This is a genomic window from Pseudoalteromonas aquimarina (genome assembly GCF_049257255.1).
Classification (GTDB): domain Bacteria; phylum Pseudomonadota; class Gammaproteobacteria; order Enterobacterales; family Alteromonadaceae; genus Pseudoalteromonas.
In genome coordinates, this window is sequence record NZ_JBMMUG010000004.1 from 343,285 (window position 1) to 358,614 (window position 15,330).

General features: G+C 36.7%; 14 protein-coding genes. 4 read left to right on the forward strand and 10 right to left on the reverse strand.

Features of this window, described 5'->3' with window-relative positions:
- Positions 1 to 38 precede the first annotated feature (38 nt).
- The 4 genes from AAEU29_RS12265 to AAEU29_RS12280 form a co-directional block, all read right to left on the reverse strand.
- Entirely contained in the window at positions 39 to 3,416 is a 3,378-nt protein-coding gene (locus AAEU29_RS12265; protein ID WP_421973613.1) for a PAS domain S-box protein, read from the reverse strand.
- Positions 3,417 to 3,524: 108 nt separating this feature from the next.
- Positions 3,525 to 4,751, reverse strand: coding sequence for an EAL domain-containing response regulator (locus AAEU29_RS12270; RefSeq protein WP_421973614.1), 1,227 nt, complete (start codon positions 4,749 to 4,751; stop codon positions 3,525 to 3,527).
- A gap of 12 nt (positions 4,752 to 4,763) precedes the next feature.
- Positions 4,764 to 5,111: a response regulator gene (locus AAEU29_RS12275; protein WP_421973615.1), complete on the reverse strand. Its 348-nt coding sequence runs from the start codon at positions 5,109 to 5,111 to the stop codon at positions 4,764 to 4,766.
- On the reverse strand, positions 5,104 to 6,915 hold the full coding sequence (locus AAEU29_RS12280; RefSeq protein WP_421973616.1) for a PAS domain S-box protein: 1,812 nt from the start codon (positions 6,913 to 6,915) through the stop codon (positions 5,104 to 5,106). Before AAEU29_RS12280 ends, AAEU29_RS12275 begins: the two co-directional genes overlap by 8 nt.
- Positions 6,916 to 7,121: 206 nt before the next feature.
- On the opposite strand from AAEU29_RS12280, the gene AAEU29_RS12285 reads away from it, so the two are divergent.
- Positions 7,122 to 7,817 carry a response regulator transcription factor gene (locus AAEU29_RS12285; RefSeq protein WP_421973617.1) on the forward strand — a complete coding sequence of 232 codons (696 nt, stop codon included), beginning with the start codon at positions 7,122 to 7,124 and terminating at the stop codon, positions 7,815 to 7,817.
- Positions 7,818 to 7,867: 50 nt separating this feature from the next.
- On the opposite strand, the gene AAEU29_RS12290 is transcribed toward AAEU29_RS12285, so the two are convergent.
- From AAEU29_RS12290 to AAEU29_RS12300, 3 genes are all read right to left on the reverse strand, one after another.
- The gene (locus tag AAEU29_RS12290) at positions 7,868 to 8,335 is read right to left on the reverse strand and encodes a nuclear transport factor 2 family protein (protein WP_421973618.1); all 468 of its coding nucleotides are present in this window, start codon (positions 8,333 to 8,335) and stop codon (positions 7,868 to 7,870) included.
- Between the two features lie 85 nt (positions 8,336 to 8,420).
- Complete coding sequence (locus AAEU29_RS12295; protein ID WP_421973619.1) at positions 8,421 to 8,867, reverse strand: acyltransferase; 447 nt, start codon at positions 8,865 to 8,867, stop codon at positions 8,421 to 8,423.
- A gap of 10 nt (positions 8,868 to 8,877) precedes the next feature.
- Entirely contained in the window at positions 8,878 to 9,351 is a 474-nt protein-coding gene (locus AAEU29_RS12300) for an NYN domain-containing protein (RefSeq protein ID WP_421973620.1), read from the reverse strand.
- Between the two features lie 107 nt (positions 9,352 to 9,458).
- On the opposite strand from AAEU29_RS12300, the gene dbpA reads away from it, so the two are divergent.
- Entirely contained in the window at positions 9,459 to 10,850 is a 1,392-nt protein-coding gene (gene dbpA, locus AAEU29_RS12305; protein ID WP_421973621.1) for an ATP-dependent RNA helicase DbpA, read from the forward strand.
- Between the two features lie 35 nt (positions 10,851 to 10,885).
- On the opposite strand, the gene AAEU29_RS12310 is transcribed toward dbpA, so the two are convergent.
- The 3 genes from AAEU29_RS12310 to AAEU29_RS12320 all read right to left on the reverse strand — a co-directional run bounded on the left by AAEU29_RS12310 (position 10,886) and on the right by AAEU29_RS12320 (position 13,050).
- Positions 10,886 to 11,533, reverse strand: coding sequence for a substrate-binding periplasmic protein (locus AAEU29_RS12310; protein ID WP_421973622.1), 648 nt, complete (start codon positions 11,531 to 11,533; stop codon positions 10,886 to 10,888).
- Positions 11,534 to 11,889: 356 nt separating this feature from the next.
- Complete coding sequence (locus AAEU29_RS12315) at positions 11,890 to 12,039, reverse strand: DUF2986 domain-containing protein (protein WP_421973623.1); 150 nt, start codon at positions 12,037 to 12,039, stop codon at positions 11,890 to 11,892.
- Between the two features lie 60 nt (positions 12,040 to 12,099).
- On the reverse strand, positions 12,100 to 13,050 hold the full coding sequence (locus AAEU29_RS12320; protein ID WP_421973624.1) for an endonuclease/exonuclease/phosphatase family protein: 951 nt from the start codon (positions 13,048 to 13,050) through the stop codon (positions 12,100 to 12,102).
- A 388-nt stretch (positions 13,051 to 13,438) separates the two neighbouring features.
- Here AAEU29_RS12320 and yegD point away from each other — a divergent pair, with 388 nt between their 5' ends.
- On the forward strand, positions 13,439 to 14,803 hold the full coding sequence (gene yegD / locus AAEU29_RS12325) for a molecular chaperone (RefSeq protein WP_421973625.1): 1,365 nt from the start codon (positions 13,439 to 13,441) through the stop codon (positions 14,801 to 14,803).
- Positions 14,804 to 14,954: 151 nt separating this feature from the next.
- Positions 14,955 to 15,290 carry a hypothetical protein gene (locus tag AAEU29_RS12330; RefSeq protein ID WP_421973626.1) on the forward strand — a complete coding sequence of 112 codons (336 nt, stop codon included), beginning with the start codon at positions 14,955 to 14,957 and terminating at the stop codon, positions 15,288 to 15,290.
- The last annotated feature ends 40 nt before the right edge of the window (positions 15,291 to 15,330 follow it).

Genomic DNA, 15,330 nt, shown 5'->3' on the forward strand with positions numbered 1-15,330 from the left:
AACGAAAAAGCGCGGTAAGTTATGCTTACCGCGCTTTTTTATTGCATTTTGCTTAAACTATTAATCTTTTCGATTAACTGTACCTTATTAAAAGGCTTATAAAGAATACGATTCTTAATAATCCCACTATTGTCCGGTGCGTTTAGGTAACCTGAGATAAATAAATAGTTTAAGTTAGGCACTTTTGTTAACGTCATTTCAATAAAAGTAATGCCATCTGTATCGGGCATTAAAACATCACTAATCACAAGGTCGACCTTGTTTTCTGCCAATATTGTAAGTGCTTCTTTAACACTACTCGCTTCAAAAATACAGGTCGTTTCATTTTCTAAAAATGATTTAACTAGGAAGCGTATATCGAATTCGTCATCAACCACCAAAATATTTTTGTAATGAGTCTGCATTACAAGTGGAGGATAATCATTAGTCTCTGTTTGTTGGGTTTTGGATTCTGAAACAACAGGAAAGAAAATAGTAAATGTTGTACCTTGATTCTCTCTTGAAAAAACATCAATAGTACCGCCACTGGCTTTAATAAACCCATAGCACTGTGAGAGACCAAGGCCATTACCAAATTCTTTTTTGGTAGTAAAAAATGGGTCAAAAATTTTGTCGACATTTTCTTGCGATATTCCACAGCCATTATCAGTTAGCGTTAATTGAATGACTGAATTTGTATTTAATTGATAAAAAGACACTTCGTCTTGGCTTAGTAAGCGATTTTTCGTTGAAATTGTAAAATGACCCGTTGTTTTGATTGCATGCATGGCATTAATTGCCATGTTTAGCAACAAATCTTCAAATAAATGCTCTTCTAGTTGGGTTTGTTTCAGGCTATCGTCAAGTTCAAGACTCAGTTTTACTTTAGTGGTTAAAGCAGTCTCAAGTAATTTTTGGTTTTTACGAATAAGATCATTTATGTTAACAGAGACGGGAAAGCGATTACTGGTTTTAGCAAAGGTTAATAAATTGCTGGTAAGTTTTTGTCCTCGTTCACAGGCTTTTTCAATTGCTTCCATGCAACTAAGCGGATCTTTATTATGGTCGGTTATTAAGTTTGTGTATCCTACAATGATGCTTAAAATATTATTAAAATCATGGGCAACCCCACCTGCAATATTTCCCAATGATTCCAACTTTAGACTGCGATTTAATAACTTTCGTTGTTGATCGTGCTCGGTCATATCTTGAAAGTTAGCGATAAAATGTATCTCGCCATTTGACGTGGGAGGCATACATGCTACAGAAATGCGGATAGGAAAAATGTGACCATCTTTGTGTTTTGCTAACACATCACGTCCTAACCGGTTGTTAACAATTTTAGATTGACCAGTTTCAATAAAATGCGCCAGCTTTTCTTTGTGTTGCCCAACATTATCTGTCAGAACATCAATACTTTGGCCGATAATTTCGCTCTCGCTGTAACCAAAGATACTCTGTGCTTCAGGATTGAAAGAGAGAAGCTTACCTTTGGCATCAGCGGTGAAGATGCCTTCTAACATGGATTCAATAATATGCTTTTGCTCTGCTTCGCGCAGCTCGATCAGCTTTTGCTTTTGCTCAAGTTCTGTGATGTCCTCGCCTTTGAAAATGAAACCAATGATCTCCTGACCTTTTGAATAGTAAGGAATATAAGAAGCTTTAAGAGTTTTAGTGGAATTATCTGAAATCGTGATATTTTCCGTAAACGAAACAACATGACCCTTTAGTGCATAGTCGATGCGGCTTTTTAATTTTTGTTCGAAAAACGTGTCACCAAGAATATCACTGATTGTTTTATCAATAACGTCTGATTTGCTTTTCTTATGCAGATCTAAATAAGCCTGATTTACAGCTTTAAATCGATATTCAAGATCTAAAAATGCAAACATATCTCGCGAGTTTTCAACAATGCCTTTGTATTGTTCAAGCTCTTGCATCTTTTGATATTTATCGGATAGGTTAATGATAAAAACAATGAATTCTTGATTACTTTTATTAAATATTGAACCACCAATTAATATTGGTACTAGGTGTCCATCTTTATGCCGATAAGCTTTTTCAAAAGGGGTCCAAAATCCTTTCTCATTAGCTTCATCAATGGCATGTAAATCAAGCGTTAAAAATTCCTCGGGTGTTAGATTTTTCCAATCTATTCGACCTTGTTCAAGGTCTTCTTGTGAGTAACCGATCATGTCAAGCAAAGTTGAATTGGTATCGATAATTTGTCCAGTTGCGGTTGAGTGAATAATGCCGATGAAATTTGATTCCTTCCATCGTTTAAAGCGCTCAGCCTCTGCATCGAGTTTGGAATTAAGTTCGGTTAATTCAGCAATCGTATTATGCAGGAATTCCTCTGTTTTAAATTTTTCTGCGTTTAATCGATTAATTGCCTGATACACTTCCGACACTTCTAACACATTTGATTTTTCGTTGATTTCGACATTATGTCCGTTAGAAGTTGCTTTTAAAGCATTAAGAATTGATAAGAATAAGCGAGAAATGTTTTTGCTAAAATAAATTGATATAAATGCTGAAACAACCAAAGTGCCAATTAACACACTGTAAGCAAGTTGTTTAAATTGTTCGATATTTTGGAACACCTCTACTTTATCAATTTTAACAACCATTCCCCAATCAGTTTCTGGAATATGATGAGATATCGCCAGTACTGGAATATCCCTGTAATCAACATAATTAGGGAAAAGGCTATTTGTACCATTCATAGCATGAGTGATGGGGATTTCTAAATTACTTTTAGGAATTGTTAACGATAATGCCACCGTTGGATCATGGCGTGTTGGGGTTAAAAAGAATGCATCGCCATTTTTATCCCGCGATGCAAGCACTATTTCGCCTGTATCACCAAGCCCTTGGTAGTCACTTACAATATTTTTCAGGCTTTGGTCGTTAAAGGTAACAGTAATATACCCAATTAATTCGTTTTCAAAATAGATAGGATCTATCAGTATCAATAGCTGCAATTCAGCAATAAAATGAAGTTTTACATTAAGAGTATTACCACTGTGTTTTAAATCGTCAGGTTTAATCAAACTCGCTAACTCACTTTGGCTAGAATAAATTAGCGACTTCTTTTTGTTGTAAACAATGATGCCATACACATTTGGACTAGCGTTGATTGCATGTTGGCTAATTTCTTGAATACGTGTAAGCAGTGTTGGGGTTGATTCCGTATTTGCTTTTTTAAGCAGCTTTCTGAATTGGGTTCGACTTTTAATTAGGGCGACGGCGTCATTTTTATTGGCTAACAAACTTTTAATTCGAGCATGATTAATATTTGCAACCGTTTGCAATTTATTTACAGACTCGTCGAGTAACAGCTGACGTTCAAGGCCAATGTATATAAAATTGAAAATAACTAATGGTAAACTGGTTGAAAGTAAGACAACGATCAGAATTAATGTTTTTAATCTCATATTTCTACCAATTAAATAGGTGTTAAAGCCAAAGCTAATGATCAGGCGTTACATTGAGTATAGTTAGGAAAAAATTAATTTTTCTGTCCGCTCACTTTTCTTAATTAATCAAAATTTAATAATCTTAGATACCGGCCCTCGTTTGAATTTTCCTTTGCCTAAAATTAGGCTTTGTAAATCATCCGTTGAAAGCGGTTTTGAAAGTAAATAGCCTTGAATAATACAATTACCCTTGTCCCTTAAAAAATCTAATTGTTCTTGCGTTTCGACCCCTTCTACTATCAAATTAAAATGCAGTGACGTTGCAAGGTTAAAAGTGGCACTAATAATTGCCTGTGCTTTCTTGTTATCGGCAAGTTGGCACACAAAGCTGCGGTCTATTTTTATTTCATCAAAAGGTAAATCGACGAGTTGGCTGATGGAGGAGTAACCCGTACCAAAATCATCAATAGCGAGCTTTACTCCATATAACTTCAATCGCGAGATAGCGTACAAAGCCTCGGATGTCATTTTTATTGCATTACTTTCAGTAATTTCTAACGTTATTTGTTTTGGTAAAACCGTATAATTTTGAAATAAATTGACTAATTTATCTGCGAACGCTTTATCCAAGTTTTGTGCTGAAATATTAAAGGAGCATGACAGATGTGGATTGTGAAGTAACAAGCTGTGGATTGATGTTAAAGCATTATCGATAAAATAAAGCGTATATTCATCAATACGATTATTTTGTTCCACAGCTGCAATAAAATCAAATGGGCTAATAGCACCAATATTGGGTAAATTGACACGCGTTAAACACTCGATACCAGTAATTTTTTCAGAGTCACTGTCATATTGAGGTTGAAATACAGGGTAAACATAATGGTTACTAAACCATTGTTTTATATTGTTTTCATGTGAAAGTAGCGTTAAGTCGACAGGCATTTTTGTGTTTTGAATACGAGATTGTTGTTGTAACTGAGAATCCGCTTTAGCAATTAAATCTCTAAGTGCGTTAAATCGAATTGGTTTTGATAATGCACCACAAAATGAAATTTTGAGCAGATTTATGGTTGATTGAACTGAGTTAATTGTGTCTTGATCAGTACCCGACATCAGCGCAAGGTTACTTTTAAACTCTAAATTTGATAGGTCCAAAATAATGTCTAGCGCATCTTTTTCTGGCATATAGATATCAAGAATCAATAAGTCGGTTTCTTTTAATTCTGAAAAATTTATTTTTGAGTGGTCAGTAAAACCGTCAAACTTGAGATTGAGTAAGTCAGCAAACCCAGCAAATAATGCTATGTATTCTTGGTTGTCATCTAATACTACAAGTCGTTGAATGTTCATTTCAAACTCCTATCAGTGAGAAACCGAGTTGTGTGTTAAAGCTTCGATTGTTTGCAGCAAGTCGTTTAATTTAAACGGCTTTTCCACAAACGCATCAAAGGGGTATTTCGTTTTAATATGGACATCACCTGAAACGAGTACTTTATGAATATGCTCGGGTACGTGACGAGCAACATCGTCCCCCCGTAATTGAGCTAAACGGTAATCTATAAATAAAATATCAGGGGGGGTATTTTTACAAAACTCGATTGCTTTGAACTCGTCGGTAAATACATTGACCTGATAATTCTGCCCAGAAAAAAAGTGTGTAAAAATATCCGTTAGGTATTGCTCATCGTCGACATAAACTATGCTAGTCATAGCCGTGCTCCTGATTATAAAGTAATGGCGGGAAAGACACTTCGAAACGTGCTCCGCATTCGGTATTGTTAACTTTGATGTGTGCGTTATGGTCTTCTAAAATACCTTTAACAACTGACAACCCCAGCCCGGTTCCTTTATTTTCTGACTTAGTGGTCACAAAAGGATCAAATATTCTCAGTTGAAATGATTCATCTATACCACCGCCTGTATCCTCAATGATCACAAGGGGTGAGTGAGCCTTATCTAATAATTGAACGTTGATTTTTTTGGTGAGTGAGGTCTCTACGGCATCTATTGCGTTATTGATAAGATTGATAAGTACTTGTTCAAGCTCAATATGCACCCCCCAAACAGAAATATTCTCAGCAATTTGGGCTGTCAATTTGGCGTGATATTTTCTTGCTCGTGGTTGGGTAAGAGAAATGGCATCTTTAACCACTTCACTTAAAATAACACGTGTTTTACATGGAATTGTGTCGGTACTAGAAAAGCGTTTTAAATTTTTAACTATATGAGAAATACGGTCACAAGAATCAATAATAGCTGAAAGCTTTTCGTCCTGATTTGGTAATTGGTACAGCAATATTTCTGAAAAGCCTGAAATAATACCAAGTGGATTGTTGATTTCATGGGCAATGCTCGCGGCAAGCTCACCTAGCGCAGAAAACTTAGCATTTTGAATGCTTTTTCTTCGCTCTTCTTTATATTTAATTTGCGCAAGTTTGTGCTCATGGATATCTTGAACTGTCCCAAAAATAATGCGTTCATCCACGAAGGGTTCCTTTTTTTTGCCGGTGAGGCGAAGCCACTTAGCGGGTTGTTTTTCTCCTGATGTCTGAATTTCTAACTCAAATGGGGAACCTGTTTTTATCGTATCATCTATAGCCTGATGCAGTAGTTTCGAGTGTGATTGTGAAAAGAGTGATAGTCCTTGATTAAGAGATATTGAAATTGGTCCGGCAGATTTTAAATCAAAAATTTTGCTTGTTTCAGCGGTGCAAAATATTTCGTTCGATTGTGTATTTAGCTCCCAGCCTCCCACCTTAGCTACAGTACCTGTTTCATGGAGTATTTCTAGGTTTTTTTGATTAGCTTGCTGGTATTGGATTTGTTCAGTAATGTCTTGACGCAAAGCGATGTAAGATTCGATTTGGTTATCAATATTAAAAAGGGGAATAATGATGCTTTTAACAATGTAGTATTTGCCATTTTTAGCACGGTTAGTAATTAAACCTGTCCATACACTGCCAGAAGAGATTGTTTCCCACATTTGTGAGAAGAAAGCACGACTGTGATAACCTGAATTAACAATTTTATGTGTTCGTCCCACTAATTCGTTTTTGTCATAGCCACTAATATCACAAAATTTTTGATTAACTTCAGTGATCACACCTTTAACGTTGGTTTTAGCAAATATAATATTATCTGAAACGGCTTTGTAGAGTTGTGAATACTGGCTAATAGCTAAACGTTCCTTTGTAATGTCTCGTGCTGTAGCAAAAATACTATTTGATTCATGGTCAAATGTTGCTTGCCAACTTAATATTTTAATCTCACCATTACTAACACAGTAACGATTTTCAAAGTTTACTGTATCGACGCCATTACCGATGTTTTTTAATTCATCAAGGGTTTTATCGATATCGTTAGGATGTATAAAAGAAGTGAAAGGCTCTGAAAGTAATGTTTCTTTTGGGTAACCCAAAGTGTCAATAAAAGCATCATTAATTTGAAGGAAATATCCGTCTAATGATGCGATACACATTAACTCATTTGAGTAATTAAAAAAGCGTTCAAACATTACGCTTAACTCCCAAGCTATACATTAGCGATTTATAAGTGTTTTACAAAACGTCGCAATGTTTTCTACAGACTTACCAGCTAGCCATAATCAACAGGCAAAATTAAAAAATGCATAGAATATATAGTGCTGAGATTTGTCTATAATTTGTCTGAGATGTTTCTGTAATGTTTCTACGAATAATTTTCATACCTAAGGTTGATAGTGTGTATTCTTTACTACTGATAGAAGACGATGAACAATTAGCTGAAGTGACAAGTGCTTATTTAGAATTAGAAGGTTTTCTTGTTGTTAAAGCACACAATGTAGAAGTAAGTTGGAATCAGATAACAAATAGGTCCTTTGATTTAATTATTCTAGATTTGGGGCTGCCTGACGAAGATGGATTAGTGTTACTTAGAAAGCTAAAAGCAAGTGGTACCACTACGCCGATTATTGTCTCATCTGGCAGGGCCAGTGATGAGGATAGGATTGCTGGACTTGAATTAGGCGCCAATGATTATTTAGTAAAACCTTATACGATTAAAGAGCTATTACTGAGAATAAAACTCTTAGTAGGTATGCATAAACCAAGTAAACGAGAAACAAAACAACTTAAATTAGGCAATTTCGTACTAGATTTTGCAAATAAAATTGTTATTGATGAAGCAACGAATGAAGTTAATTTAACTCTTCATGAACAGTCTGTATTGTTCCTGTTAGCTGAAAATTCACCTCGCATTTATTCAAGGGAAGAGATAATAGATGCGGTTAGTATAAGCGAGGGGCCAAACTCTGTTCGCGCTGTTGATACAACGATTTGTCGCTTACGCAAAAAGTTAGAATCTAATGCAAAAAAACCAGCCCATATTAAAACAGTCAATGGGCTTGGCTATAGGGTCTTGCTGACAGCAAATTTATAAAAAATCAGTTAAATTTGATAACCAAAATGTAAGTGTCTACGCTGTTGTAATTATTCGTGGTATTTGCGAATAACTGCAACTTTACCATTTTCAATTTCGAGCACTTCCATCATTACATTTGAATACTCAAGCGCTTGATTGTTTTGTGGGTGAATACCCTTAGCATCCGAGGTGTAGCGGATTGCGACAGCTGAATCATTAAAAGCAAATACATTGAGCAGTTCTGAGTTATATTCAGTATGCGCACCTAAATAAAATGTCATGCCTTTTCGCATCGCTTCTTTACCATCAGGCAAACGTGCATCATCGGTAACATAAGGTAGGTGTGAGTGACCCACATCGTCAGTAAGAAAAGCCAAATAAGCTTCAAGTTCTTTCGTTGTTGCGTTTGGTGCTTGAGAAGCAACCATCGCTTTATAGTAGTCTGTTGCAAATGTTTTAAGATCAAGTTGCTCTGCGTTTGCGAGCACATTTGGTATTGTGAACAATGAGAGTAAGCAAATAAATAGTAAGCGCATTTTAATTCCTGTTGATTTGGTTAATACCTAATCTAGCGACTAACTATTTTCTTGCCAAGAAAAATAAAAGCTTAGAATTATTTTGTTACATTAATCGCAAAGCAAAATAACTTAACCAATAGCAAATAATCACAGTAGATGTATGTATAAATGCTCGGAGGAAAAAAGGATACTTGCTCACATCTACCTTCAATTTACTCGATGCTATTACGGCTAAACTCATCACAAAAAACCAAGGTGTACAAACAAAAAAAACTTCTTGTTTGATTACACTCACCGCTAAATCATGAAGTAGCCCACTGATACTAAAGGTTAAAATTAGCGCGAGAGAGTGCGGTAAAAAGTGCGTTAATGGTATTTGAACTTTCGTAGCTAAGTAATAGCCCCAAATTGGGTTCCAATATAGCCAAAATTGTGAAAAGTTTTTAGCACCAAGGGCATTTTTGAGCATGTTAGTTAATGAGCCAGATGCACCGAGTGGTACACCATTACGGCGTTTTACATATTGTCTAAGGGATAATTTTCTAGCCATTACTAGACATCTAAAGTAACAATCCATTAGTAATGGGCTGAAAACGACTCGCGCTGTAAATGAGTGACTGTGCAGTCAATTGTTCAACCCCATATACCCAGGTTTCTATACCATGTTTAGCTGCAACTTTTTGCAGTAGTAAATCGAAATCCCCATCGCCAGAGAGTAAACACACCACATCAACATTAGGAGCATGCTCTAAAACATCAATGGTAATACCTACATCCCAATCACCTTTTGCTGAGCCATCAGCACGTTGGATAAACGGTTTGAGTTTTACATCAAAACCAATGTGCTTAAGCGCTTTTTGAAATTTATGTTGTTGGTCGTCTTGGCGTGCAATTGCGTAAGCATTAGCGAGCACAATCTCGCCTTGATTTGATAATTGCTGCCATAATTCACGGTAGTTAAATTGGCGTTGATAAGCCTGGCGTGTTGTGTAGTAAATATTTTGAATATCTACAAAAAGGGCGATTTTTTTCAAAATAAGTCATCGTTTTGAGTTTTGTTTACTATAGCAAGCATCGATTGAGAGTAACAGCGTAGCGATGCTGTGATATAATTAGCGTTTTGAAATTTTGAGTAATCACTTTGTCTACAGCTTCTTGTTTCTCCCAAACGGCGCTATCGCCAGCACTTTTGGAAAACTTAACCAGTTTAGGTTATACATCCATGACCGATATTCAGGCGCAAACCTTGCCACTTATTCTTGCAGGTAAAGATGTGATCGGGCAGGGCAAAACAGGTTCGGGTAAAACGGCTGCGTTTTCACTTGGCTTGTTGCATAACTTAAATGTTAAACGTTTTCGCGTTCAAGCAGTGGTTGTGTGCCCAACTCGTGAACTAGCCGACCAAGTAGCGGTAGAGATACGAAAACTTGCGCGCGCTATTCATAATATTAAAGTGCTTGCGTTATGTGGTGGTGCACCAATGGGGCCACAAATAGGCTCGCTTGAACATGGTGCGCACATAGTGGTGGGCACACCAGGGCGTATTGAAGAACATTTACGAAAAGGCCGTTTGAACTTAGACGAAGTGAATACCTTTGTGCTTGATGAAGCAGACCGAATGCTTGAAATGGGTTTTGAAGAATCCCTTAATTGTATTATTGAGCATTTACCGGCTGTTCGCCAAAACTTGCTTTTCAGTGCAACTTACCCAACTAAAATCGAGCAGTTAGCACAGCATGTGATGGGTAATCCTGAAAAAATCGTGGTAGAAGCAACACATGATCACAGCTCAATTAGCCAATATTTTTATGAAGTTGAAAATAACGAAGCTCGCTTAGATGCGGTTAATCGTCTGTTACTTAAGTTTCAGCCAAAATCAGCCGTGGTGTTTTGTAATACAAAAAATGAATGCCAAAGTGTATGCGATGAATTAAGTCAGTTTGGTTTTGATAGCGCAGCGCTACACGGTGATTTAGAACAAAAAGATCGTGACCGTACTTTAGTGCGCTTTGCAAATAAAAGCCTCACAATATTGGTTGCAACTGACGTTGCGGCGCGTGGTATTGATGTCGACCATGTTGATATGGTTATTAACTATCATATTGCCCATGACCCTGAAGTGCATGTTCACCGCATTGGTCGTACAGGCCGTGCCGGTAATAAAGGCATTGCCTGTTCACTTATGAGCTATAAAGAATCTCATAAGGTGAATGCCCTTGAAGACTATTTAAAGATTGAAGCAATACCCACTGATTTGCCAAGCGATGATGTGTTTGCTAACCCAATTGAACGCGCACCTAATATCACACTACAAATTGATGGTGGTAAAAAAGCAAAACTTCGCCCGGGCGATATTCTGGGGGCTCTAACTGCAAATAACGCAATTAGTGGTGATCAGATTGGCAAAATCAAAGTAACTGCAATGGCATCATTTGTTGCAGTTGACCGTAAAATGGCAAATTTAGCGGTAAAGACAATTAGCGAAGGTAAGATGAAAGGGCGCAGCTTTAGGGTTCGTAAAGTTTCTAATTAATTTTTAATATGGCGATCTACTTTGTAGTATCGCCACTATAACCCATGCTTTGCGTTATAGTCTTTGAGAGCTTTTCTTATTTTATCGACAAGTATTTTGTCTGTTTTTAGTCCAAATGCCATACACCCTTCGGCATCGCTTGGTTTTTTAACTTCATATACTTTTTCAACATCAGAAGCGGGACGCTTGAAATGGCGCAGGTTTTCTTTCATTTCCCATTCTGTTTGTAACACTAAATCAACGCGCTCCGCAAAAAACTTACGTGTTCCAGCATAAGGGTCGCCTGTCACATCTAAATTAACACCATTGATAAAGCCTTTGGACAACAGATATTCGTGATCACTTTCACTTTTTTCAATGGAAGTAACGTAATTACGAGCATCCTCAATCGTATTGATATTGATATCTTTTCGTTTGGATAATTTGTAAAGGTGAACTTTAACAGGGCCAATCAGCGGGCAAATCCATTGAAACTTGTCTTCGCGGTCTTTGGTACGGAGTATTGTATAAATAAGCGTGTTTTCATCATTAGATGTGAGGATCATCGAGCGAGCCCAAGGGTAAGATGAAATGGTGTATTCGATGTTAATGCTGTCTAAAACTGCTTTTAATCGTTCAGTTGCAATGCCAGTAATTTCACCATTTTCGTCGGTGTAATTAAAGGGGCGCCATTCTTCAGTCACTACATTAAGCTTGGTGACAGCGAAAGACATCTTTGCAAAGATCAAAAATAGAAAAACTACACAGTTTAAAACAACCCGAAACACACTAATCGCAACTCCTTAAGCAAATGCGATTATGTAATTTTAGTACGTTATCGCATAATTAAATTCAAATTTAAGAACAATTTAATCCATTTTTAAGCTTCACTATATAACGTTGTATTACGTTTTTAAACTAAGAAATAAATTCCCAAAAAAGAAAGTATTAAAAACTACATTAATTGTACGTTGCAAGTGAGGTTATGGATTGATTTAAGGAGATTTAAATACAAAGAAACAGACACAAAAAAGGGCGTACAGCCCTTTTTATAATATACTTAACTTTCAGAAGTAGCATTTTGCTCTAACGCTAACTTTTCTCGCTCAGCCTTAGATATATATTTTGGTTTATTACTTTTATTTACTTTATCGTTGGCTTTTTTGTCTTTCTTCTTGAGCTTTTCGTAGATTTTTTTACGACGGTTCATGATTATCTCAATAAATTTATCTTTGGTTATTTTAACACAGCCAGTTAAAAAGCAATCACATTATTCACTCCTTAAACTTAAATTGTATAAAAGTGCGGCATGATCACTCCCGTTAACGGGAAGGGTAGAAAAGCTGTTAAGTTTAACTGAATTGCTAAGTAAACAGTGGTCAATTGTAATTCCAATCAATGAATATAATGAGTTGGGTAAACTAAACGGAGCCCAAGAAGCATAATGGCCTGAATTATCATAGCAGCTACTGTATTGCGTTATTTTGGGGAAATGTGTTGAGTGCGGGTTTGTATTAAAATCGCCAAGTACAATGGTATGTTTTACTTTAGTTTCACTTTCTAATAAGTTTTTAAGTTGTGTCAGCATCATATTGCGTTTATGCCAAAGTGTTTGTGTTCTTGGTGATGGGGGATGCAGTGCAAATACTCTTACTTTTGTATCACCGACAGCCAGTATAAGTTCAATTATTACGCCGCGTACACTGCTTTGAAAAATGTGGTGTTTTTGGCGAGATAGTATTGGGTACTTCGAAATAATACCTATGCCATCCGGAAATCCCTCTATTTCAGCTGAGCCATAATCAAAGTAATCGCCTCTTAAGCTAATGAACTCGGCTCTGTGGCTATCATTTACTTCAAATAGTACGGTGAGCTCCGCTCTATTCGTTGCAAGTGTTTGATAGAAATTATTAATATTTGGATTGTAGTAATTTAAATTAAGCTGAAAAACGCTAATAGCAGGCTGAACTTCGCTTACTGAATATGAAAAAAGTGGCACCTTTGTAAATAGCAAACCAATAGATATAAACGTAAGCAATAAGCCAAATTTAATATTAAAACAGAGTAATAGAAATGAAATTACGCTGGCAAATATAATCAACTGGGGTGTGATACTACTGCTCAAATCGAGCCAGTAGAGCATGGATGCAAACGATGAGTTTGACACTAAAACAAGCAGCACAATAACACACCACATTAAAATCAGAAGATTTTTAGCCATATTTCTCATTTGTCTTTTAGTTAGTGTAATAAGTATAGGAGGTGATTAGCTATGATGATATTTTGACTTGGTATGGCGGTAGTGAAGCGGCATTAGGGGTTTTCACATGCGTATAATCAATGACGTCTGAAAGCTACTGGCAAAATAAAGAATCAGTATCGTTATGCGCTAAGTCAAATTGGCCTACTTCCGAAGAATGAACATTCCTTTTTTAGAAAATAACACCTCACCAGTTTTACCTTGATAGAGGCAATGCGATCAAAGTGCTTAGTTATTAAACAAAGTCGAACAAGCTATGCTTACTAAGCTGGTTTTATTTTTAAAAGAAATAGAAGTTCCTAAACCACTGTGCTAATCTGCGCGACCTTTTTTTGCTTAGGAGTTTTCTATGATTGTTGGTTTTGATTATGGTAGTTCAAATTGCGCCATGGGCGTAATGGATGAGTCATCACCTAAGCTAATTCCATTAGAGCAAGGCAAACCCTATTTACCTTCTACACTGTACGCGCAGCACAATAGTTTGATTGTTGATTATGTCGCTAAAAATCTGTCTAAAAATGCCGAGCATGAACACTATCTAGCATCACGAAAAGGCTTATTAAGTGGCATTCCTTCGATTCGTGCTGATTTAGACTTAGCTTCACATGAAAGCGGCATTTACATTGGTAAAGAAGCAATAGAAGAATATATAGAATTCCCTGAAGAAGGTTTTTACGTCAAATCACCAAAATCGTTTTTTGGTGCAACAGGACTAAAAACAGAGCAAATTGCTTTTTTTGAAGATATTGCAACAGCCATGATTATGGCGATAAAAAAGCGTGCTGAAAGCCATTTAGGGCGTGAATTATTGCAAACGGTAATAGGGCGACCGGTAAATTTCCAAGCGGTTGGTGGTGAAGAAAGTAACCAACAAGCGGTTGAAATTTTAACAAAAGCTGCCAAGCGTGCAGGTTTTAAAGATGTAGAATTTTTATATGAACCACTGGCTGCTGGTATCGATTTTGAAACATCACTGAACCAAGACAAAAAAGTCCTCGTTGTTGATATTGGCGGTGGTACATCCGATTGTTCATTTGTGCAAATGGGGCCTTCATTTCGTGATAAGCATGACCGTTCGAACGATTTTCTTTCTCATAGTGGTAAGCGAATTGGCGGGAATGATCTTGATATTGCCCTTAGTTTTCATAAGTTAATGCCACAGTTTGGCTTAGGCACACAAATGAAATCTGGGCTACCAATGCCTCATCCACTGTATTGGCAAGCCTGTAAAATAAACGATATTCATCTACAAAGTGAGTTCTACAGTGATGCAAATCACCGAGAATTAACTCGCTTGCTACGTGAAGTAGAGCAACCAAATTTGTTAGCGAGACTGATAAAAGTATTAGAGAATAAACAATCTCATCAGCTAGTTAGGCAAGGCGAGCTGGCAAAAATTGCGCTTTCAGAAGATACTGAGCACACGGCAGATCTTTCGTTTATTGAATCATGTTTAAAGCAATCAATTGTAAGTAATGATTTAAGCGATGCGATAAATGAGAGTCTTAAACAAATGGTAAATTTAGCCAATGATGCGATTACAAGTGCAGCTACACGCCCAGATGTCATCTACTTAACGGGTGGCAGTGCACAATCACCACTTTTGAAAAAAGCATTACAACATGCCCTTGGTGATATCCCAATGTTAAATGGGGATAACTTTGGCAGTGTGACTGCGGGTCTTACAAAGTGGGCGCATAAACTCTATAAATAATTAAAAAGCGCTTTATTAAGGTTACAAGTGATGTGCCTTAACACTGACAATGGTTGCTATTAGCGCTTTTCTTTGTTTATAGTAAAACCTACTGCTAAAGGAGTTATGCAGTAGGTCGATAAATAAACAACAATTTTTTCAAGGATGACATATGGAATCTTCAATCCATTCAGAGGCTGAACAGGCTGTGATGTCTGTTCATGCAAGCCGCAAAATAGATTTACTTTTACTGTTTTTGCTCAGTATTTTAGTTGTTGTAAATGCTTACTTAGCCCACTATGCATCGATAAATCATGCCGTTTTTAATGTGAAAAGTAAGCAAGTTGCATTTGTGTTAGCTGCGACATTTGGTTTGCCATTTATTTGTTTTGTCACAAGTCTTTGTTTTCCGGCAATGCGGAAATTATCAAACCAGCTAAGAATGTTTACCCTTACTTCTGCAATTGTCTTTGTTTCTAACATGCCATTGCTGGCGTTGGTTTTTTAAATAATAAGCCGCTGTTAAAGGCGGCTTTATTGACTGTTTC

Bases quoted from the DNA above. Each gene is read 5' to 3' on its own strand.
- AAEU29_RS12265 (WP_421973613.1), bottom strand. From the start codon at position 3,416: ATGAGATTAAAAACATTAATTCTGATCGTTGTCTTACTTTCAACCAGT.
- AAEU29_RS12315 (WP_421973623.1), bottom strand. From the start codon at position 12,039: ATGAACCGTCGTAAAAAAATCTACGAAAAGCTCAAGAAGAAAGACAAA.
- AAEU29_RS12270 (WP_421973614.1), bottom strand. From the start codon at position 4,751: ATGAACATTCAACGACTTGTAGTATTAGATGACAACCAAGAATACATA.
- yegD (WP_421973625.1), top strand. From the start codon at position 13,439: ATGATTGTTGGTTTTGATTATGGTAGTTCAAATTGCGCCATGGGCGTA.
- AAEU29_RS12320 (WP_421973624.1), bottom strand. From the start codon at position 13,050: ATGGCTAAAAATCTTCTGATTTTAATGTGGTGTGTTATTGTGCTGCTT.
- AAEU29_RS12290 (WP_421973618.1), bottom strand. From the start codon at position 8,335: ATGCGCTTACTATTTATTTGCTTACTCTCATTGTTCACAATACCAAAT.
- AAEU29_RS12330 (WP_421973626.1), top strand. From the start codon at position 14,955: ATGGAATCTTCAATCCATTCAGAGGCTGAACAGGCTGTGATGTCTGTT.
- AAEU29_RS12275 (WP_421973615.1), bottom strand. From the start codon at position 5,111: ATGACTAGCATAGTTTATGTCGACGATGAGCAATACCTAACGGATATT.
- AAEU29_RS12280 (WP_421973616.1), bottom strand. From the start codon at position 6,915: ATGTTTGAACGCTTTTTTAATTACTCAAATGAGTTAATGTGTATCGCA.
- AAEU29_RS12295 (WP_421973619.1), bottom strand. From the start codon at position 8,867: ATGGCTAGAAAATTATCCCTTAGACAATATGTAAAACGCCGTAATGGT.